24 protein-coding genes are annotated in these 20378 nt (G+C 42.4%); 11 read left to right on the top strand and 13 right to left on the bottom strand.

Annotated features, from left to right (window positions below; genetic code table 11):
- Window positions 1-80: 80 nt before the first annotated feature.
- The 6 genes from ACM0OY_RS29935 to ACM0OY_RS29910 all read right to left on the bottom strand — a co-directional run bounded on the left by ACM0OY_RS29935 (window position 81) and on the right by ACM0OY_RS29910 (window position 3609).
- Window positions 81-596 carry a protein jag gene (locus ACM0OY_RS29935; protein WP_414572408.1) on the bottom strand — a complete coding sequence of 172 codons (516 nt, stop codon included), beginning with the start codon at window positions 594-596 and terminating at the stop codon, window positions 81-83.
- Entirely contained in the window at window positions 593-1744 is a 1152-nt protein-coding gene (yidC, locus tag ACM0OY_RS29930; protein WP_414572407.1) for a membrane protein insertase YidC, read from the bottom strand. The genes ACM0OY_RS29935 and yidC overlap by 4 nt, the downstream gene beginning before the upstream one ends.
- 253 nt (window positions 1745-1997) lie before the next feature.
- Window positions 1998-2390, bottom strand: a complete 393-nt coding sequence (locus tag ACM0OY_RS29925) for a PH domain-containing protein (protein WP_414572406.1) — start codon at window positions 2388-2390, stop codon at window positions 1998-2000.
- Window positions 2377-2799: a ribonuclease P protein component gene (gene rnpA, locus ACM0OY_RS29920; protein WP_414572405.1), complete on the bottom strand. Its 423-nt coding sequence runs from the start codon at window positions 2797-2799 to the stop codon at window positions 2377-2379. Before rnpA ends, ACM0OY_RS29925 begins: the two co-directional genes overlap by 14 nt.
- Before the next feature lie 16 nt (window positions 2800-2815).
- The gene (gene rpmH, locus ACM0OY_RS29915; RefSeq protein WP_073642693.1) at window positions 2816-2950 is read right to left on the bottom strand and encodes a 50S ribosomal protein L34; all 135 of its coding nucleotides are present in this window, start codon (window positions 2948-2950) and stop codon (window positions 2816-2818) included.
- A gap of 146 nt (window positions 2951-3096) precedes the next feature.
- Window positions 3097-3609: a DUF2808 domain-containing protein gene (locus tag ACM0OY_RS29910; RefSeq protein WP_414572404.1), complete on the bottom strand. Its 513-nt coding sequence runs from the start codon at window positions 3607-3609 to the stop codon at window positions 3097-3099.
- Between the two features lie 807 nt (window positions 3610-4416).
- On the opposite strand from ACM0OY_RS29910, the gene ACM0OY_RS29905 reads away from it, so the two are divergent.
- The 4 genes from ACM0OY_RS29905 (at window position 4417) to ACM0OY_RS29890 (ending at window position 8018) form a co-directional block, all read left to right on the top strand.
- Entirely contained in the window at window positions 4417-5592 is a 1176-nt protein-coding gene (locus tag ACM0OY_RS29905; protein ID WP_414572403.1) for a Re/Si-specific NAD(P)(+) transhydrogenase subunit alpha, read from the top strand.
- A 134-nt stretch (window positions 5593-5726) separates the two neighbouring features.
- Entirely contained in the window at window positions 5727-6020 is a 294-nt protein-coding gene (locus tag ACM0OY_RS29900; RefSeq protein ID WP_109009004.1) for an NAD(P) transhydrogenase subunit alpha, read from the top strand.
- Window positions 6017-7423, top strand: coding sequence for an NAD(P)(+) transhydrogenase (Re/Si-specific) subunit beta (locus ACM0OY_RS29895; protein ID WP_414572402.1), 1407 nt, complete (start codon window positions 6017-6019; stop codon window positions 7421-7423). The genes ACM0OY_RS29900 and ACM0OY_RS29895 overlap by 4 nt, the downstream gene beginning before the upstream one ends.
- 181 nt (window positions 7424-7604) lie before the next feature.
- Window positions 7605-8018, top strand: coding sequence for a hypothetical protein (locus ACM0OY_RS29890; RefSeq protein ID WP_414572401.1), 414 nt, complete (start codon window positions 7605-7607; stop codon window positions 8016-8018).
- A gap of 328 nt (window positions 8019-8346) precedes the next feature.
- Here ACM0OY_RS29890 and ACM0OY_RS29885 read toward each other — a convergent pair whose 3' ends face one another.
- Window positions 8347-9156 carry a DUF3800 domain-containing protein gene (locus tag ACM0OY_RS29885; protein WP_414572400.1) on the bottom strand — a complete coding sequence of 270 codons (810 nt, stop codon included), beginning with the start codon at window positions 9154-9156 and terminating at the stop codon, window positions 8347-8349.
- Window positions 9157-9318: 162 nt separating this feature from the next.
- Entirely contained in the window at window positions 9319-9513 is a 195-nt protein-coding gene (locus ACM0OY_RS29880) for a hypothetical protein (protein WP_414572399.1), read from the bottom strand.
- On the opposite strand from ACM0OY_RS29880, the gene ACM0OY_RS29875 reads away from it, so the two are divergent.
- On the top strand, window positions 9488-9718 hold the full coding sequence (locus ACM0OY_RS29875; protein WP_414572398.1) for a type II toxin-antitoxin system HicA family toxin: 231 nt from the start codon (window positions 9488-9490) through the stop codon (window positions 9716-9718). The genes ACM0OY_RS29880 and ACM0OY_RS29875 overlap by 26 nt on opposite strands.
- Window positions 9705-9923 carry a type II toxin-antitoxin system HicB family antitoxin gene (locus ACM0OY_RS29870; RefSeq protein ID WP_414572397.1) on the top strand — a complete coding sequence of 73 codons (219 nt, stop codon included), beginning with the start codon at window positions 9705-9707 and terminating at the stop codon, window positions 9921-9923. Before ACM0OY_RS29875 ends, ACM0OY_RS29870 begins: the two co-directional genes overlap by 14 nt.
- A gap of 279 nt (window positions 9924-10202) precedes the next feature.
- On the opposite strand, the gene ACM0OY_RS29865 is transcribed toward ACM0OY_RS29870, so the two are convergent.
- The 3 genes from ACM0OY_RS29865 to ACM0OY_RS29855 all read right to left on the bottom strand — a co-directional run bounded on the left by ACM0OY_RS29865 (window position 10203) and on the right by ACM0OY_RS29855 (window position 11568).
- Entirely contained in the window at window positions 10203-10838 is a 636-nt protein-coding gene (locus ACM0OY_RS29865) for a type I restriction endonuclease subunit R (RefSeq protein ID WP_414572396.1), read from the bottom strand.
- Window positions 10839-11084: 246 nt separating this feature from the next.
- Window positions 11085-11357 (bottom strand): hypothetical protein, encoded by a 273-nt coding sequence (locus ACM0OY_RS29860; RefSeq protein ID WP_414572395.1) that lies wholly within the window; start codon window positions 11355-11357, stop codon window positions 11085-11087.
- A gap of 88 nt (window positions 11358-11445) precedes the next feature.
- A complete protein-coding gene (locus ACM0OY_RS29855) occupies window positions 11446-11568 on the bottom strand; it encodes a DUF29 family protein (RefSeq protein ID WP_414572421.1) in 123 nt (40 codons plus the stop codon).
- Between ACM0OY_RS29855 and ACM0OY_RS29850 the strand changes: the two genes are divergently transcribed.
- Entirely contained in the window at window positions 11567-11728 is a 162-nt protein-coding gene (locus ACM0OY_RS29850) for a DUF4351 domain-containing protein (protein WP_414572420.1), read from the top strand. The two genes, ACM0OY_RS29855 and ACM0OY_RS29850, sit on opposite strands and share 2 nt — an antisense overlap.
- A 123-nt stretch (window positions 11729-11851) precedes the next feature.
- Here the strand turns inward: ACM0OY_RS29850 and ACM0OY_RS29845 are convergent, their stop codons facing one another.
- Complete coding sequence (locus ACM0OY_RS29845; RefSeq protein ID WP_414572394.1) at window positions 11852-12403, bottom strand: ferritin-like domain-containing protein; 552 nt, start codon at window positions 12401-12403, stop codon at window positions 11852-11854.
- A 283-nt stretch (window positions 12404-12686) separates the two neighbouring features.
- Between ACM0OY_RS29845 and ACM0OY_RS29840 the strand changes: the two genes are divergently transcribed.
- On the top strand, window positions 12687-13367 hold the full coding sequence (locus ACM0OY_RS29840; RefSeq protein WP_414572393.1) for a HEAT repeat domain-containing protein: 681 nt from the start codon (window positions 12687-12689) through the stop codon (window positions 13365-13367).
- Window positions 13368-13442: 75 nt separating this feature from the next.
- Window positions 13443-14009, top strand: coding sequence for a phycobiliprotein lyase (locus ACM0OY_RS29835; protein WP_414572391.1), 567 nt, complete (start codon window positions 13443-13445; stop codon window positions 14007-14009).
- Between the two features lie 91 nt (window positions 14010-14100).
- Here the strand turns inward: ACM0OY_RS29835 and ACM0OY_RS29830 are convergent, their stop codons facing one another.
- Entirely contained in the window at window positions 14101-15621 is a 1521-nt protein-coding gene (locus tag ACM0OY_RS29830; RefSeq protein ID WP_414572390.1) for a site-2 protease family protein, read from the bottom strand.
- Between the two features lie 194 nt (window positions 15622-15815).
- Here ACM0OY_RS29830 and ACM0OY_RS29825 point away from each other — a divergent pair, with 194 nt between their 5' ends.
- Window positions 15816-16550 (top strand): MBL fold metallo-hydrolase, encoded by a 735-nt coding sequence (locus ACM0OY_RS29825; protein ID WP_414572389.1) that lies wholly within the window; start codon window positions 15816-15818, stop codon window positions 16548-16550.
- A 272-nt stretch (window positions 16551-16822) separates the two neighbouring features.
- The gene (locus tag ACM0OY_RS29820; RefSeq protein WP_414572388.1) at window positions 16823-20329 is read left to right on the top strand and encodes an ATP-binding protein; all 3507 of its coding nucleotides are present in this window, start codon (window positions 16823-16825) and stop codon (window positions 20327-20329) included.
- Window positions 20330-20378: the final 49 nt, after the last annotated feature.

The following is a 20378-nucleotide window of genomic DNA, read 5'->3' as shown; positions in this document are numbered from 1 at the left end:
TAATAGAAATTTTGAAATTATTATAGTTACGAGTTTTAAATTAACTCCTAACTCCTAACTCCTAACTCCTAACTCCTAACTTATTCCAACGCAGCCGGACGCACAACCAAATGACGATGTGGTTCTTTGCCCCGACTGAAAGTTTCCAAATCTCCAAAGTCTTTTAAGAAAGTATGAACTTGACGCCGTTCCGCAGAACTAAGGGATTTAATTTCCACTTCTCTACCAGAAAACCGCACTTCATCGGCTGCTGCTTCTGCTAATGCGCGAATTTCGGCTTGTCTTTTGACACGGTAGCCATTCAATTCAATGGTGTAAGAAGCTTGACCTTCCTGGGATTGGCTCAAGTTGAGAACCGAATTTGCTAGATACTGAATTGCATCTAGCACAGAACCATCGGGACCAATTAATACCTGGATTTGCTCTGGCGTCAAATTCGTTTCATCAATTGTCAGCCAGTAGTTATCTGATTCTGGGGAATCGTCATCTTCAGGTTGGGCAGTTTCTAAATTAGCGTGAATCTCAGTAGATATCCCACTGAGTTCCAGCAGTGTTTTTAACCACTGCTGACTTCGCTGCATGGGAATATTGCTCATGAACCCCCTGTAGCCTTTTTCTTGGAACTTTTTGGCTCAAATGGTAATGCTTTTTGTTCTGTGACTGCTGCTTCTTTTTCTTGAGCTGCTACGATTTTTTGCAATTCTTCAGGTAAGGGTTCGCGGGAGAGAATATAGGTTTGCAGTGTCTGGAAAATATTACCAATCACCATATACATCAGTACCCCAGCTGGTAGGGGGAAGAACAAAAACATTCCAGAAAAAATGACTGGCGTGATTTTGTTAACTGTGTCTTGGTTCGGATTACCACCACTGGAATTTTGCCCCGAAAGCATTTGGCTAACATAAAGGCTGATTCCAAAGAAGACAATCATGGCGACGATATCCCAGTGGATTGTGCCATCTGGATCGGTTGCACCAACTCTGCCTAAGGCATCAATAAATAAAAAGCCTTTATCGGCTGCTAGTCCAGGAATTGTCCCTTGAAGAGTCACCTCTCCAGGCTGCAAGGCTTCCAAATTGCCTTGAGCATCAATTTTTACTCTTTCTTCACCTTTGGTGACTTTCCATTCAGGAATTAGCTTCGTTTCTGGGTGTTCTGCTAAAAGTACCTGAAATGGTTTGCCCTCAATGGTCTGATATTGTATTTTAGTTTGTTCGCCCACAGCTAGTTTATTACCGCTGGGAAGGATTGCAGTTACCTTAACGTGTTCGCCATCAGCAATGTAGATATTTTGAGGAGGAGTGGCAAAAGCTTGCGGTTGAATTTGTTCGATTTGTTCTGCGGGAAAAATCTGCAAGTTAACGCTGTAGTTCGCACCTGCGAAAGGCGAACCTCGCAAAGTAGCGAACAGCGCTAATAGAACTGGCATTTGTATTAGCAACGGAAAACAGCCCGCCAAAGGATTGCCAAATTCTTTTTGGACATTGACCATTTCTTCCTGCTGCTTTTGCGGATCGTCCTTATAGCGCTCTTTGATTTCTGCCATCCGCTTTTGCATCAGAGGTTGTACAATTCGCATCTTCCGCATGTTGCGAATTGAGCCAGCACTCAGGGGATAGAGCGCAAAGCGGACTATCAGTGTCAAAGCAACGATCGCCAATCCATAGCTAGGAAAAATCCCATAGAAAAAATCTATGATTGGCAGCATCACGTTGTTCGAGAGAAAGCCGATACCAAAATCCATTATTCTGAATTTAACCTGAGGTACTGTAAACTGACTGAATCTAATTTATCTAAATCATGACTTATGTGCGACTGTCCTTTGCTACGGATAGCCGCACATTTAAATTGGGCATTGGGCATTGGGCATGGGGCAAGTAGGAAGTGTGGGAGGGGTGGGAGGTGTGGGAGGATGGGGAAGAAATCTTTCCCCCCTCTCTCCCCACACTCCCCACACTTCCTTGTCTCCCCAGTCCCCAGTTCCCAGTCCCTTTACATTACTTGTTGGCAGCGGCGCTATATTGGGGATTTTTCGCAGCAATTTTTTCATTAATGTAGTCATAGACTTCCCGAAAATTGGGAATAGCACGCAATTCCAGACGACTACCGTTTTTCAGGGTTAGTACCATATCTCCCCAAAGACCTATGCCACGTGGGACTTTGACAACTTTGACAATTTCTGAGTAAATTACGTCAGTGCGATCGCGCCCTTGCCAACCTCCTGTTACAGTAACTCGGCGATCGGTGATGCGGAAGCGCAGCCATAATGCTCTGACAATTGCCCCGACTGTCAAGGGTATGCCAACGACGGTTAGCCCAATTAGCAGGTTTATAATTAGATCCCCAACATGGGGACCGCCTTCATAATAAACTTCTTCACGAATGCCCATCGAACACCTCGGCTTGTGCCAACAACTGCTCTAATTCTTGCAGAAATTGTGGGCTTACGCACTTAGATTCTGCTGCTGTGGGTTTGACAATCACCACTAGCCGCCATCCTGGTGACAATTTGGGCAGTAAGTTATGCAAAGCAGCAGTAATTTGCCGTTTGATCCGGTTGCGAACCACTGCTCTTTTGCTGACTTTTGTGCTAATTGAAATCCCAATTCGTGTGCTGGCAAAATGTCCTGAGTCAGTTGCTTGTGTCGTTTTAGTGGCGGTGTCCAAAGAAGGATTTATTGAACATAAAGGTTTTAAGGCTCTCAATGTTAAATAAGAGCCATGACGCCGAATTCCTTCCCGGAAAACTGCCTGAAAATCTTTTCGGGATTTTAGCCGATTTGCTTTGGGCAAAGCCACAGATACTCTATATGCCCTAAACGCTTAGACGGTGACGTCCCTTTCTTCTCCTAGCCCTAATTACATTTCTGCCGTCTGGTGTCCGCATCCGAGCGCGAAAACCAGAGGTTCTTTTTCTCTTACGGCAAGTACCGCCCAGTGTTCTTTGCATACTATGTCTCCTGTTAGGTGATTTTTATAAAAACTCACAATCTCTAATTTTATCACTTTAACAGGGAATTGGCAATGGAGGACAACAGGCAGAGGGGAAAACTACTGCAACTTCTCCTCTGCTCACCATCTCCGTACTGCCCAAACTCAACTGATACTCAAAATCCATGTCCCCATGTACCGCAGTAGTGGCACATCGCCAGGGGAGAGAACTTGGCAGTTGAAATAATACATTCCACCAAAGGAGGGGTTTTTGACGTTAGAAAAAACTAACTCAACTCCACTACCTGCTGGCACAGGTTCTTCAGGAAAAATACTAATTAGCTTACTTTCTTTGTCCCACTTAACCTCAGAAAGCTTAACTGCCTTGCCTTTGACTCGTACCTCAATCTTTTTGGGGTCAAAAATTCCTTCGTAATAATTAGGATAAGTAATAGCAAATTGAGCAACTGCCAATTTCATTCTTTGACCTGGAATCCTCAATCTATAACGATCCCAACCATTGGTTTGTCCACCAAAATCTAATCTGAAGGGTAGTTGATTCTCACCTTTGACACCGCTAAAGAGTGTAAATCCAGGTAAGCTTTGCGCCGAAGTCAGGGCTGGAAATCCAGTCAACAAAAGGCTGGTTGCAGCTATAGCAGAAAGTAAACGTCGCATAGTTAGGCTCCCTCCACCAAAATATAAATCTCTTATCTAAATAACTATATGTTAGTATTCGTTACTAAACTTTACTACTGACTTCCTGACAATAGACGTTGATTAGCAAAAAAAAGTGCCATTTTTTGTGCGTTTTGGCTGACAGTAATTTTGCCTAGTTATAAATTTAACTTTAACTCAATTCACTTGATTATCCTTACAGAGTCTTGATTTGATTACTAGATTGGTCAAATTTTGAACTAAATGAAAACACAGTCGAGATGAGATTGTGTTTCCGAATATGTATAAGTGTATCTAAATTTAAGAATTTTGTTATAAAAATTGAGCAGTGGCATCAGCGATCGCCAGTTAACTTGAGATAAATTGATTAAAATAAGTTTGAATGAAAGTCGTAATCATTAAAATTTGATTTGGAAATTATCAAGCTTCAAAAATTTGGTCAATATTACTCTATAAGAAAGGAATACCCAATTTCTCAATCCCGAAAATAAGCTGAAGATAAAGATGCAAAATTTGGGAATCAACATAGGATCTGCAATACGTAACCCTGTTTGCAAATATCTGAAAATGTAACATCTGCAAGCGGCAAAGCGGAAAGTCTGAGCGGAGGTTCCCGACCATCGGAACTTTACAAGAAAGTAAGGCTTTGCCTGGAAAGCTAAGAGTGGGAGAGGAAAGATTCAAGGTTCAATCTACTAGTAAAATTCATGACTGATGTTCCTGCCTCAGTACTAAGAGTGCGAAACATGCCTGAACGGGGCGATCGCTTACTTGGCAGAGATTAAGTATTTATCTTCAGGAGATTTCATGAGAATAGCAGTTGCTAAAGAAATTGAAGTTTGTGAACGTCGTGTGGCATTAATTCCTGACATCGTTGCCCGATTGGTAAAGCAAGGTTTAGAAGTTTGGGTGGAATCGGGTGCGGGAGAGCGATCCTTTTTCAGCGATCCTGCTTATGAAGCAGCAGGAGCCACAATAATCAGCGATTCTGTCAAATTATGGAGCGAAGCAGACATCCTGCTGAAAGTTAGCCCACCCCAAGAGCGAGAAGATGGACGCTCAGAAGTTGATTTGTTAAAGGAAGGAGCTGTATTAGTCAGCTTCCTGAATCCTTTGGGAAATCCTGTGGTGGCACAGCAATTGGCAAATCGCAAAGTCACAGCCTTGAGTATGGAAATGATTCCCCGTACCACCAGGGCGCAAAGTATGGACGCTTTGTCCTCGCAAGCTTCACTAGCAGGTTACAAGGCAGTATTGATTGCCGCAGCTGCATTACCGAAATATTTCCCGATGCTGACAACAGCCGCAGGCACAATCGCTCCAGCGAAAGTATTTATTATGGGTGCTGGCGTGGCTGGATTGCAAGCGATCGCCACCGCTAGACGCTTAGGAGCAGTGGTAGAAGCCTTTGATATTCGTCCCGCCGTCAAAGAAGAAGTGCAAAGCTTAGGGGCGAAATTCGTCGAAGTCAAGCTCGAAGAAGAAACCGTCGCCGCAGGTGGTTACGCCAAAGAAATTTCTGAGGCTAGCAAACAACGTACCCAAGAAGTTGTCGCCGAACACGTCAAAAATGCCGATGTGGTGATTACCACCGCCCAAGTGCCTGGAAGACAAGCACCACGACTTGTTACAGAAGAAATGGTGGCACAGATGAAACCCGGTTCAGTGATTGTAGATTTAGCCGCCGAACAAGGTGGTAACTGCGCCTGCACCGAACCCGGCAAAGATATTGTGTGGAACGGCGTGACAATTATCGGGCCGATAAATTTACCATCTTCAATGCCAGTCCACGCCAGCCAATTGTATTCCAAGAACGTAACATCGTTGATTCAACTGCTGATTAACAAAGAGAAAGCCTTGCAGGTAAACCTTGCTGACGACATCGTTGATGCAGCTTGCGTTACCCACGCCGGAGAAATTCGCAATCAACGAGTGCGGGATGCGCTACAAGCTTTGAATACTCAACAACCGGCGGTTAATTAGGGGCTGGGGACTAGCGGCTGGGGATTAGGGACTGGGAAATAAATACTTAGCAATACATTCTCAGTACCCAATACCCAATCCCCAGTACCCAATCTCCAGTACCCAGTACCCATTCCCAAAAGGAGTTTTATTTCATGACAGAGGCATTACTTGCTGCTTTGTTTGTGTTTGTTCTGGCGTCTTTTATCGGCTTTGAAGTCATCAACAAAATACCACCTACGTTACACACACCTTTAATGTCAGGCTCAAACGCTATTTCTGGCATTTCGGTACTTGGGGCAATCGTCGCTTCAGGTGCTAGAGAAACAAGTGTGTCAGTGATTCTCGGTTTAATTGCTGTAGTACTGGCAACAGTCAACGTTGTAGGTGGCTTCCTAGTCACAGACAGAATGCTGCAAATGTTCAAGAAGAAGGAGATTAAGGCGTGAGCGACTTTTTACCAACTGGCATTCAGCTGACATATTTAGTCGCTGCATCTTTATTCATTTTTGGTTTGAAAAAGCTGGGTTCACCAGCGACAGCACGGAATGGTAATGTCATCGCAGCGGTGGGAATGCTGCTAGCAATTGTGGCAACAATGCTGGATCAGCATGTGTTGAACTATGAAATGATTTTGTTAGGCTTGGCCATTGGATCGGGAATTGGTGCGATCGTTGCCTACAAAGTGCAAATGACTGAAATGCCCCAAATGGTGGGTTTACTCAACGGTTTAGGTGGTGCGGCTTCGGCATTAGTCGCCGTTGCCGAATTCTGGCGGTTATTGGATTCTGGCGCACCCGTACCCCTAGATGTGAACATTTCCATGCTGCTGGACGTGTTAATCGGTGGTGTTACCTTCACGGGTAGTTTTCTCGCCTTTGCGAAATTGCAAGGTTTAATCAGCGGTTCTCCGATTACATTTCCATTCCAGCAACCATTTAACCTCGCGCTTCTGGCTGCTTATGTAGTGGGCAGTGTCTATTTAATCATTACACCAGATAGCTTACCCATATTCTTAGGAGTGGTAGCTGTTTCCTTAATCCTGGGTGTGATGTTCGTCATCCCCATTGGTGGCGGCGATATGCCGGTGGTAATTTCGCTGTTGAACTCGTTGTCAGGTGTGGCGGCTGCGGCTGCTGGTTTCGTGGTGATGAACAATATGTTAATCATCGCCGGGGCGTTGGTGGGAGCCTCTGGTTTAATCCTCACCGAAATTATGTGTAAGGCGATGAACCGCTCTCTCTTCAGTGTGCTGTTCAGCGCTTTTGGTACAGGATCTGCTTCTGGCGGTGGTGCTGCTGGTGGTGGTGCGGTAGATCAAACTGTCCGCAGCATTGATCCCGAAGAAGGCGCGATGATGTTGGGTTATGCTCGTTCTGTGGTAATTGTACCAGGATATGGGATGGCAGTTGCCCAAGCACAACATAGCGTCCGCGAATTGTCAGATCAACTAGAAAAAATGGGCGTAGATGTCAAGTATGCCATTCACCCCGTTGCTGGAAGAATGCCGGGGCATATGAATGTGTTGTTGGCTGAGGCGAATGTGCCTTATACCCAGTTGTACGACATGGATGATATTAATCCCCAGTTTGAACAAGCTGATGTGGCTTTGGTGATTGGGGCAAATGACGTCGTAAATCCGGCGGCGCGGAGTGACACAAATAGCCCGATTTATGGTATGCCGATTTTGGAAGTCGATCGGGCGAAGCAGACAATTGTAATTAAGCGCGGGATGAGTACGGGTTTTGCCGGTGTAGATAATGAGTTGTTCTACAAAGATAAAACTACGATGCTCTTTGGAAGCGCGAAAGATATGGTGTCGAAGTTGGTTTCAGAAGTGAAGCAACTGTAAACTAACCACCTTTGCACCACCTTTTGCACACAAAGCGCAAAGAACGCGAAGAAAAAAAGAATTAGAAACTGAGCTTGCTTTGGGAGTTTTTATTCCAAAGCAAGTTTTTTAGTCAAAAATAATCCTCACATCTGCTATCTTATAGTACATATGTTTTATATTCTGGATTAGGAGGTTTAATATGGATAAAAACTCTGTTCGCTTAACTGCACTACAATACGCAGGAAAAATAATGAACCAACAACAGTATTCACTATTTGGCTCACCTTTTTGGGCTACACCAGTAAATCAGCAAAAACTAGAGGAAGAAACTCAAAGAAGAAGTAACGAGTTAGCAAAAGATTATGAAAGGAGACTGCAAGATTATGAAATGACACCGTATCCTATTCGCTTAGCAGTATCATATACACAAAGAAGAATTGATAGACCACATAATTCACTATTTGATTCATCTAATTCCTTATTTGGTCGATCCGATTTACCTACACCAACACAAAAACTAGAGCAAGAAACTCAAAGAAGAAGCCAAGAATTAGCCAAAGAATATGAAATTACACTAAACCGATACAATAATTTTATCCAGCGGCGGTTCTGATTAGAGTAGTATTAAGCACAAATACAACTACTTAATGCAACTTCAAAACTCCGCAATGCGATCGCTCCTCCAAATCTCTACCATGCGTAGGCGTAGCCCGCCCGAAGGCATCGCCTCTTCTCTCTCTCTTCCTCCGCGTCTTTGCGCCTTTGCGTGAGATAAAAAAGCGATACTTCCAGTAAACTAAGCTAACCCACTTCCAGAACTACATGAAATGATTTGGAGTTGACAATCAGGAAGTTAAAAGATAGTATAAGGCTAGGCAAAGCCTGGGGGTAGTCGTATGACTGCCGCATCATAAACCGCTAACAAAGCGGTTTTGTTGTTTTTAGGGGTTGTCAAAGCAATAGTACTTGATTCCTAACGTATTAATCTGATTCTGTGTCAAGCGGGAATCCACAAGTAAATTAGCATTTTTGAGAGACAAAAATGCTTGGTTATCAGGATTATCTGTGCTGCGAACTATAGGATACAAGCATAAATCAGCAATTTGCATGATTGCGTTTGCCTTTGTTTTACTGTCTATTCCACGTAGTAGGTTTGATAAGTCTTGAGCAGATAAAGGTGAATATTTATCAGATTTATTAGCATCAAAAGGATTTCCTTTTGCTCTCAAATCATGGAAGTATTGCTTCAGTAGAGTATCTTCATTTTTTCCTGCGGCTTCAAAATAAACCATCAGAGTACCATTATTCATTCCAGCATACTTAGCACTACGTTCAACTACAATAGAAAATGCGCTTTTCATCATTTCCCAAGTTTCCTCACCATACTTTTCAAGGTAACGATTGAGATATCCTTGACGAGATACAACGCAAGCATGAACAATTATTGGACAGCTAATAATAGTAAATGTCAAGTCTTCCAAAAATTGAGCTTGATCTGGTTTTGGAAGCTTACCTAACCAAGCGAAGCCTTTTTTCCGAGATCGTATTTCATTACCGTGCAAAGGTTGTTTTTCAGGAATAGACCAGCGACTTTTAAACTCTGATACCAATTGTTTAATTATTTCCTCATCGTTTCTTTTAATTAAGACACCACCCATAGCAAAGAACGGATATTGATCTTTAGGGTCTGGTTTGGGACTTCCAGAATCATCAATGTATATAGCGAATTCACATTGATATTTTTCATTCATTGGCAGAATATTGTTGACAAATTAATTAAATTAGCTCACATTATTATATTTTTTGATTGCCACATATAAAACAGCGATCGCCAAAACTCCACAGTGCGTAGGCGTAGCCCGCCGCAGGGATCGCCCTCTCCTTCTCTGTGTCCTCTGCGCCTCTGCGGTTCGTTAAAAACAGCGATCGCCTTTCTCTTCTTCCTCTGCGTGAGATAAAAAAGCGATCGCATAACCTACTTGATTGGGAATTCGTTCGCCCTGGACTCGTTTTGGAGTATCACATTCTCCGATATGCTGTAAGTGCGATATCTTGGGATTAATTAAGCGTCTAGACCTGACAATGCCAAAGAAAATCAGGGAACTCAAACAAATGTTGCTAAGGGCGAATTTTACAGAAATCCCAGGTAAAGGAAGTCATACAAACTGGATACATCCTTTATATGCAGGAAAACTCACGGTTTCTGGTAAAGACAGTTCAGACGCAAAACGCTATCAAGAGAAAGACGTTCAACAAGCAATTCAAGAAATAGAAGAAAAACAGCGAGACAATCAAGAAGATGAGCAAATTTAAATATCAAATGCTAATTCAATGGTCTGATGAAGACAACTGCTTTTTAGTTGGATTTCCCGATTTCCCTGGACAGCCTTTTCGGACGCATGGCGATACTTATGAGGAAGCTGTTGCAAATGGTACTCAAGCATTGGAGTCACTGATAATGGCTTACGAAGCCACAGGAGAAACACTTCCAAAACCGACCGTTTCTAAGGTGCATTAAATGGGTAGTACGTTGAGAAAGTGATTATCGCCTAACCTGACTTTATAAACTAGGCGATCGCTAACTTTTTATTGAAATGCGATCGCCCTGTTCTCTTCCTTTGCGCCTCTGCGCCTCTGCGTGAGATAAAAAAGCGTAGGCAAAGCCCAACCCAGGCATCGCTAAGATATTGGATAATAAATATTTAAAACTACAGCTAATGCTTGAGAAACAAGTTGCATTTGTTACTAATGCTACCTTCTCTCTGCCTGAGATAAAAAGCAATATTAGGAGAACTTTTCACCCCAACACAGCTTGTCCCAACCGCTTTAGAATCCGCAAGACTTCAGCTAACTCATGTCTTCGAGGAAATAAAGAAAATGTCCGTGATACATCGTACTGTGGAGTGTCTGTGAGAGTGAGCTTGAGAAATACAAACTCATCGCCGTTTGTTGCCATTCCGAACACAGATTTATCGCTCTGAGGATTAGTCAGCATATAAGCTAATAACTGCGGTAATGCTGCTGCTACTGGAATGCTAGTTCGTTTCGACTCCACCACCAAAATCCACAGTTTTTCCTGCACAACTAGTGTGTCAATAAAGCCGCGAATCGTTTCATCAGGATCTTCAAGTTCTAATGCAACACCATAAGGTGAGCGAATTCGATATGGTGGATCGAGAAAGCCTGCGAGTTCCAACAAAGGCGAAACCACTAAAAGATTAATCGTACCTTCTAACAGTAGACCATCAACCCGGTGGTAGTCATAACGCTGCTTAATCAGAGCAATACCCGCCTGTTCTTGTTGGTTTAGTTTGGGTAATTCATCAATCCACTCGTGGAAAAAGCGATCGCTATCAGCTTGAGTTAAATTACAGCGAGTCTGTAAATCATTCAAGCTTTTAATGGTATCAGTAATTCCAACGTTGGAAACCATCTGCTATTGTCTCATCATTGCTTTTAGTCTAGCAGTAGTACACAACGCTTTCCTGTGACCCACAATCTGTCTACGCACTTCTAAAAATCACCAGGCGATCGCCCTCTGTTCTCTTCCTTTGCTCCTCTGCGCCTTTGCGTGATATAAAAAAGCGTAGGCAAAGCCCAACCCAGGCATCGCGAAGATATTGGACGTTTTTTGCTAATTCCTGTCCCTACAGTTGGATCTAAATTAACTAGCCAGACTTCACCTCTGTACATAAGTCCCTGAGTTATAGAAGTCTTCATCTGGATCATCGCAAAAGTCTTCTCCCTCTAAGTCAGAGAATATATTTAATTCACTACCAGGTACATAATCTGCAATAGCTGTCATTGCGGCTAGTGTTAATTGTTGTTTTTGCTCATCTTTGGTGAGCGAGTGTTTTTCTTGAAGAACTAATTGCAGGGCTGATTCAGCTATCTTTAAGCGATCGCTTATGCTCAAACTTGGCAGTGCTTGAAGAATTGCTTTGATTTCCATATTAATTTATAGAGCCACTTACTAATGCTAGCTTCTGTATGCATGAAACAAAAAGGCGATGATGATTAATTTGGGAAGAAATCAGAATCTAAGGTTTCATCAGCAGAAAAAGGATAGTCTTTAGGAAAATAGACAGGGGTAGTCCTGTTTCAATAGATGCTTCTTTTCGAGCGTGTTGGTAACAATTATCAAAAACTTCCGTGTAGTATATTATCCAGCGTCAATTAACAAGACGCATTGGTGCAATTACTCCTGAATTACAACAGCAATTAGCTGGGTTATCGTTAACTCAGTTAGAAGACTTAGCAGAAGCCTTACTAGATTTTTCCACTGAAGCTGATTTAGTGGCGTGGTTGCAACAGCAGCAATAAAGATGCTCTTTTTTTAGTCTTTGTAGTTGATTCAAAAAAGGCTTGATATAGCAATAACAAAAGCAAGGTACTTCTGACCTTGCTTTTGTTTAAGCTTTTACACTACATCAAAACTACAAAAGATTAGCGAGATCTATTACCGCTTGAACTTTCAGCAGATTTTGCTTCTTGAAGTAACTGCGGTAGATGCTGCTCAATCTTTTGAGCTGTCTGTTCTTCCTGCTGTAAGTTTTGCTGTAACAGTCGCACAACTTCGTTTTGCCCCATCAGTTCAGCACCTTTAATTAAGCCGCGATAGCAAGCAATTTCTAGTTGTTCGACCTTAGCCTGCGCTCCTGCCATTCCTAGCTCCACAATTTTAGAATTATCAGCAGCCAGTAGTGTTAACTTTTGAGCATCGCTAATCAGACCAGCCGCAGCGTCACAAGTTACGCGCTGTGGTTGCTGTCCTAAGGTGCTAAATGCCTGCTCGATATTTCTAATTTGCTGCTCGGTTTCCCGAATATGGGTTTCGAGCAAGGACTTCAATTGGTTATGTTGACTACACTGCCACATTAACTGCTGAGCTTCCAAAAAGCGATGTTCAGCATCGTATATCGCACCAAGTTCATAGATAAACTTATCGCGCAAGTTTGTGATTTTTTTGGTACCCGGACGTTCGCTAAGTTGAACCATTGTGATTCTCCTAAAAGTTAAGGCTGTATTTCAAGGCTGTATTTCACAGTCACACCCCTAACCTACGTCCCTTACCAAGTCTTCTCTTCATACCTCAGGCACAGCTAAGTGTTAAATCTAACTGCTAAATTCCATACATAATCTTGGAAGAAGTAACATTTATTTATTTTTGACTCATAATTGAGCTATTTTGTAAAGTCGCCAAACTCCTACTTCATGATGGCGACAACGTGATAAAGGGATCAGGTAAATTAAGATAAGTAAAGAAAACGTTTTGAACTAGATGACAACTTTAAGCTTACAAGAAATTTCTACTCAGTTAGAAAGTCCGAATTTGCGCGATCGCATGGTAGCCCTTGCTAATCTGCGTCACGTTTCCCCTGAGGATGCAGTACCTTTGATTAAAAAAGTACTAGACGACGAATCTTTGCAACTGCGATCGATGGCTATATTTGCTCTTGGAGTCAAGCCTACGCCAGAATGTTATCCAATTTTGGTAAGAATTCTCGAAACTGACCCAGATTACGGCATTCGTGCTGATGCCGCTGGTGCTTTAGGGTATTTGGGTGATACCAGAGCTTTTGAGGTACTCTCACGGGCATTTTATGAAGATACTGATTGGTTAGTACGCTTTAGCGCAGCCGTATCTCTAGGTAACATTAAAGACCCTCGTGCCCGTCAAGTTCTGCTGCAAGCCCTCGATAGCAAAGAAACGGTATTGCAAGAAGCTGCAATCTCTGCACTCGGAGAAATTAAAGACATTGAGTCTGTAGATAGTATCCTGCGGTTTGCTCAATCAGATGACTGGTTAATTAGGCAACGTCTGGCAGAAGCTTTGGGCAATCTTCCCACTCCCAAGAGCGTCTCAGCATTGAAATACCTGGAAAAAGACAGTAATTCTAACGTTGCTGAGGCAGCGACAATTAGCCTCAAGAGGCTTGAGGAAATAGGTAATCAACCTTAATATTAAAACCTGCTGCTACCTTTTAATAATAATTAAGTGGGAATTTTTGCATTTTGATGCAGGGTAATTTCATTCATGAATATTGAAGAGTTTTTTCAGTTAAGCGCTGGTAAATGGTTTTCTCATCGTACTATTCATCATTTAGCTTTGAATCAATCTGAACATGGCAAGTCAGACACCATCATTGAGACACTACCAGCAGATCATCCAGAAGTAAGCAAATTGTGTCAACAGTACGAAATTAATCCTAGTTCCGCCTCCTGTGGTCTGAAAGTCACCTGGAACGGCACAATGGAACGAGAGCAAGTAAAACATACTGGTTCAACCGTATTAGTTTCAGTACCTGATACTGATAATCCAGCTCAAGGCAAGTTACTAAGGCAAATAGTTGATGCCCAAAAAACTCCAGTTCCCGGACGCTATCAGATAGATAGTGATGGTGCTTTGACTCTAACTATAGAAGATGAAACCATGAAATCTGAGGAGCGTCTGTGGTTTGCTAGCCCCAATTTGCGAATGCGGGTGAATGTCTTAAAGCGTTCTGGTGGGTTTAGTATCACTTCGTTCACCTCTGAGATTCGCTTGGGTGGCTTTCCACCCGCGGCGAAGGCTTCTGAGACAGCTAGTCCAGTATCGAGTTAGTTTTAATACAAAATATTCCCCCTTTTTCTTGGGGGAATTATATTGACCATTAGTCATTAGTATTTATCAAATGACAAATGACACATTTTTTTTAAATTTGTAAAAAGTTGGCGATCGCCTGCGGTAGCGGTAGGATAATAACAACCAACAAAGCCATTGCGAATAATCCCCAAACATCACGTTTATTATCCAATTCAGTGACATCATTCAGCGCAGGTTCATCAATCAATGGCATAAATAATAAGATAATTGCCCACAACAAAAATTCTTCTCGAACTAAAGAAAGTAATAGTAACAACACACGGGCAATTTGACCAATTACAATTGCGGTTCGTTGTCCAAACATTGCGTGGACAATGTGACCCCCATCTAATTGTCCCACAGGCATTAAATTTAAAGCGGTGACAACTAGTCCGAGAAAACCGGCTACTGCTACTGGATGCAAGTCAAGAGCCGATTTTGCTGTTAATTGACTTCCCAAAGCCAACTTTGAGAGTAGTGCTAATAGAATAGAATACTTCGGATTGAGGGCATCGGGATTTAAAAGTCGGGTTTTTTCAGTCAGAGCAACCACATCAGAATGAGCCAATCCCCAAATTAGTATCGGCAAGGTGATGATAAAACCCGCAAGGGGGCCAGCAATACTAATGTCAAATAAAGCTTTGCGGTTAGGAATCGGACTACGCATTTGAATAAATGCACCAAATGTTCCCAAGAAGAAAGGCACGGGAATAAAGTAAGGCAACGTAGAGCGAATATTGTAGAATCTAGCTGTTAAATAATGTCCAAGTTCATGAGTGCCCAAAATCGCCATTAGTCCTAAAGCGTAGGGCAAACCTTTGAGCAGAACATCAGGGTCAAATAGAGTTTTCAGTACAGATCCAATTTCCGATGTTCGTGGGAGAGAAACACCAGCAATTTCCACTCCTACCAAAGTAGTAGTTACCAAAGTAGCGAGAAGCAGTAAAAGTGCTAATCCTGGTCGAGTTAGCTGTTGTTGGTCGCGTTGTGGTGTATCTGTTTGTTTAGCAGCTTGAGTGTTAGGAACCAGTACAAAGAAAGGTTTGCCATTGAAACCTTCTTGAAAGATTAGTAGAAAGCGATCGCCAAATTGTGCTTCAATATTAGTCTTAATCTGCTGGTAAGCGTTGCTAGCTTTAGTTCGCAACTGACCGCGACAAATCACCGCTTGTGGTCGATACTCAATATTTTGAACGTAGTATACAGACCAAGGAAAACAATTTCGCAGTTGAGTTTCTTCTCTTGGTTCAATAGGACGCACTATTGTTTCTGCGCTAGGTTGGATAATTGGCTGTGATTCTGACGCTTGGGCTTGGGTTTCGGTCTGTGTATCTCTGGGTACTCGACGCCCCCATTGAAACAATATCCAGTAGAACAGTATGCAGATAAATAAACACGACATGAACAACGCTAGTGGCGGAGGTTGTTTCGCCCCATACATCAGCATCCATCCAATCAACAGCAATGCTGGTGTCATTAAAACCAACCACAACAACCATACTGGCGTCCGGGTGATCTGAGCGACGCTGTGCTGCACCATTAGATAAGTAGCTAGCCCCAGTAGGAGGAGAAACAAAAACCAAAATTCCATATTATTTTCAGTAATTTTGACAAAACACCCCACCAGTAGCTTTAGCACTATCGCCTTAACTACAAGGTAGACCTCAAACCCAGATTTTTTAACCAAGGGTTAACATTGCTAGTTAACTCTTAAGTTTCAATCCTTGAGAATTTTTACACTCTAAGCAGATTATCCACAACTCCTCAGTCTCAGTTCTTTATATTATGTCCCCTTCACCTCAACAGCCGAATCGTACAACCAATCCACCACGCGCTGTGTTCCTTAACGAAATTCCTAGTGGAGATTTTCTGCAAACGGACTTCACACAACAGAGGATTTTTGCTTTTCCACCCAATCGGGACACATTAGGGGGAACCTCTTATTTTATTGTAAGAAATGAAAGCAATATCCTTATAGACTGCCCTACCCTAGACCAAACAAATCAAGATTTTTTAGCAGCGCATGGGGGCGTAGATTGGTTATTTCTGACCCATCGAGGCGCTATTGGCAAGACTGCTGAAATTCAGCAAATTTTTGACTGTAAAATCCTGATTCAAGAACAAGAAGCTTATTTATTACCAGGTTTAACCGTAACTAGTTTTAGCCAAGAATTTACTATTGATGCAGAAATCCAAGTGATTTGGACACCAGGGCATTCTCCTGGCTCATCTTGTCTCTACTACAGTGAACTTGGAGGTATCCTGTTTTCTGGTCGCCATTTAGTCCCCAATCAGCAAGGTCAAGCAGTACCATTACGGACAGCTAAAACTTTTCACTGGCCGCGACAAATTAACAGTCTTCAGTTGTTATTAGAACGTTTTACACCAGAAACTCTTCAGTACATTTGTCCCGGAGCTAATACAGGCTTTCTCAGAGGCAAGCGTGCCATAGATAAAGCTTACCAACACCTCGCTTCTTTAGATTTACAAGCTTTGCTGCGGTTACAGCCCCTACTTTAGAGCAAATTCCTGAATTTAAATAGAGCAGGCGCACTGGAGGCGATCTGAAACTGCTTGAAATTGCTGAAAATTAACTCAAGTAACTGTTTTTTTCAACGCCTGCCTGGGTATTAGAAAGGGCAGGGGGCAAAGGAGCAGAATAAATTCTTATTTTTCAGTCAACAGTCATCAGTCAACAGTTAACACTCCCAATCCAAATTTTCCCATATTTGTTAACCAGGATGCTGTCTGGGGAATTCTAAGCCTGAGACAAGGAATTCTGATAAAAATTTATGAGCGCAAAAGTTGTTGAAACTGTAAAGATCGCTAGCTACGAGATTGTAGAACAACTTTATTCAGGTTCTCGCACTCAAGTATATCGGGCAGTACGAGAATGCGATCGCCAGCCAGTTGTTATCAAGCTCTTAAAACGAGAATACCCGACTTTGGGTGAATTATTACAGTTTCGCAACCAATATGCGATCGCCAAAAATCTAGATATTTCTGGCATCATCAAACCCTACAGCCTCGAACCTTATCACAATGGCTATGCCCTGGTAATGGAGGACTTTGGCGGTGTTTCTCTGTGCCAATTTACTTCCCCAAAGCCGCTGACATTACAAGAATTCGTACCCATTGCCCTGCAACTGCTAGACACCTTACACCAGTTGCACCAACAGCGCGTCATTCACAAGGATATTAAACCAGCAAATATCCTAATTCACCCCGACACCAAACAAGTCAAACTGATAGACTTCAGTATCGCTTCGCTTTTACCAAGAGAAACTCAGGAAATTCAGAGCATCAATGGACTCCAAGGAACGCTGGCGTATCTGTCACCAGAGCAAACTGGGCGGATGAACCGAGGTATTGACTACCGCAGCGACTTTTATTCATTAGGTGTGACATTCTTTGAGCTACTAAGCGGACAACTGCCTTTTAGATCCGATGATCCGATGGAATTAGTGCATTGCCATATTGCTAAACAGCCTAACTCCATCTGTGACCTCAACCCGAAAATGCCTTTAATGCTAGGAGAAATTCTTGGCAAGCTGATGGCAAAAAACGCTGAAGACCGCTATCAGAGTGCATTGGGACTAAAATACGATATAGAAAAATGTTACCAGGAATGGCAAGCAACAGGCAAACATAACTGGTTTGATTTGGGACAGCACGATATCAGCGATCGCTTTCTCATCCCAGAAAAACTCTACGGACGAGAGCAAGAAGTACAAACCTTGTTAGAAGCATTTGGCCGAGTTGCCAATGGAGCAGCTGAATTGATGTTGGTGGCTGGCTTCTCTGGTATTGGCAAAACTGCGGTGGTGAATGAAGTACATAAGCCGATTGTCCGCTGGAGTGGGTATTTCATCAAAGGTAAATATGACCAATTCAACCGCAATATTCCCCTGTCTGCCTTTGTCCAAGCTTTCCGCGATTTGATGGCACAGTTGTTCAGTGAAAGCGACAGCCAACTGGAACAGTGGCGAAATAAAATTCTGTCTGCTTTGGGTGAAAGTGGACAAGTGATAATTGATGTGATTCCGGAATTAGAACGGATTATTGGCAAACAACCGCCTGCGCCAGAACTATCAGGCGCTGCTGCACAAAACCGCTTCAATCTGCTGTTTGTCAAGTTTATTCAGATATTTTCTACAAGGGAACATCCGTTAGTAGTGTTCCTAGACGATTTGCAGTGGGCAGATTCAGCATCGCTGAATTTGCTGAAGCTGTTGATAGATGAAAGCTCAAAGGGCTATCTGTTCGTTATTGGTGCATACCGCGATAACGAAGTATTTGCGGCTCATCCCCTAATGCTGACACTTGATGAAATTAAGAAAGTAGCAGCGGTTAACACTCTAACGCTGACAGCCTTAAATCAAGCTGATGTCAACAATTTGATTGCAGACACCTTGAGTTGTGTAACAGAAGTTGCCTTGCCGTTGACTGAATTAGTTTATCAAAAAGCCAAAGGCAATCCGTTTTTTACAACTCAGTTTCTCAAGGCATTACATGACGACGGGCTAATTACCTTTGATTGGCATACGGGTTTTTGGCAATGTGATGTGGCACAAGTCCGATGGCTCGCCCTTACAGATGATGTCGTTGAGTTTATGGCAATTCAACTTTTAAAGTTGCCGCCCAAAGCTCAGGAAGTTCTCAAACTAGCAGCCTGTATTGGTAATCAATTTGATTTAAGTACATTGGCGATCGTTTATCAAAAGTCCCAGACAGAAACCGCTACGGATTTGTGGAAAGCATTGCAAGAAGGACTTGTGATTCCCACCAATGAAGTTTACAAATTTTACCAAGATTCGTCATTAGTTATTGGCAATTTACAAATAACAAATGATAACGCACAAAAAACTGTTTATAAATTTTTGCACGATCGCGTTCAACAAGCGGCATATTCTCTGATTCCTGAGGAGCAAAAACAAGCAACGCACTTGAGAATTGGACAACTGCTGCTTGACAATACGCCAGTCACAAAACTAGATGAAAATTTGTTTGAGATTGTCAATCAACTCAACATTGGAAAATCCTTGATTACTGAGCGATGCCTACGGCTGGCTACGCCTACGCCACAAATCAAAATCGCTGAACTCAATTTGCAAGCAGGACAAAAAGCCAGAGCCGCCACAGCTTACGCAGCAGCTTATCACTACTCAACTACAGGTATTGCTTTACTAAATTTTTCTCAATCTCAAGATGAGTATTGCTGGCAAACACATTATAACCTCACCCTAGAATTGCACGAACTAGCAGCAGAAACCGCATACCTTAGCGGTGATTTTGGTCAGATGGATCAATGGATAGATATTGTTATGCAAGAGGCAAAAACTTCTGTTGACAAAATGAAAGTTTATGCTGTCAAAATCCAAGCTTATATGGCCCAAATTAAAAAGCTAGAAGCAGTCAAAATTGGATTAGAAGCTTTGCAACTTCTAGGAGTAACCATACCAGAAGCACCCGAAGCGTCAGATATTCAACAAGCACTCACTCAAGTTGCAAGCAATTTGGAGAGGAAGAATATCGAAGAATTGATTAACCTCCCATTGATGACAGATATCGAGCATCTATGCGCTGCAAGGATATTAGCCACTATTGGCCCTGCTACCTATCAAGCTGCACCGATACTATTTCCATTGGTGATATCTGAACTGGTGAACTTATCAATCAACTATGGCAATTCACCTTTTTCAAGTTACAGTTACGCTTGTTACGGTATCCTTTTAAATGCAATATTTCATAATATTGAATCGTCCTATAAATTTGGTAAATTAGCCTTAAATTTAGCAGAAAAATTTAAGGCTCCAGACATCAAAGCATCTACATTTTTTGTGGTGGGAGTTTGTATAGCTCATGGCAAAGTTCATGTCAGAGAAACTTTGCCAATTCTCTGGGATGCTTACCAAAGTGGTTTGGAAGGTGGCAATTTTGTATTTGCTACCCATGCTGCCATACATAAATACCAGCACACGTATCTGATGGGACAAGACCTAACAATAGTTGCACAAGAAATGGCAACCATTAGTGATGTCCTAATTCGACTCAAGCAAGAAAATGCTTTAAGCTTTCATCAAATGTTTCAACAATCAGTCTTGAACTTACTAAATCCCTCAGAAAATCCATGCATTTTACAAGGTGAAGTCTACAACGAGGAAATAGCTTTACCAAAGCTTCTGGATGCTGGCGATCGAACTGGGCTTCATCACTTTTATTTCAATAAACTCATTCTTTGCTACTTGTTTGGAGATTATCCACAAGCACGAGAAAATGCACTGCGAGCTGAACAGTAGACCTGTCCGAAATATAAATTTAGGTACAAAAAAATGGTAGAAGGAAGAT

This window comes from Nostoc sp. CCY 9925, from assembly GCF_963920935.1.
Taxonomy (GTDB): Bacteria; Cyanobacteriota; Cyanobacteriia; order Cyanobacteriales; family Nostocaceae; genus Nostoc.
The sequence above is the reverse complement of the archived record's forward strand: the minus strand, read 5'-3'. Positions and strand labels throughout refer to the sequence as shown.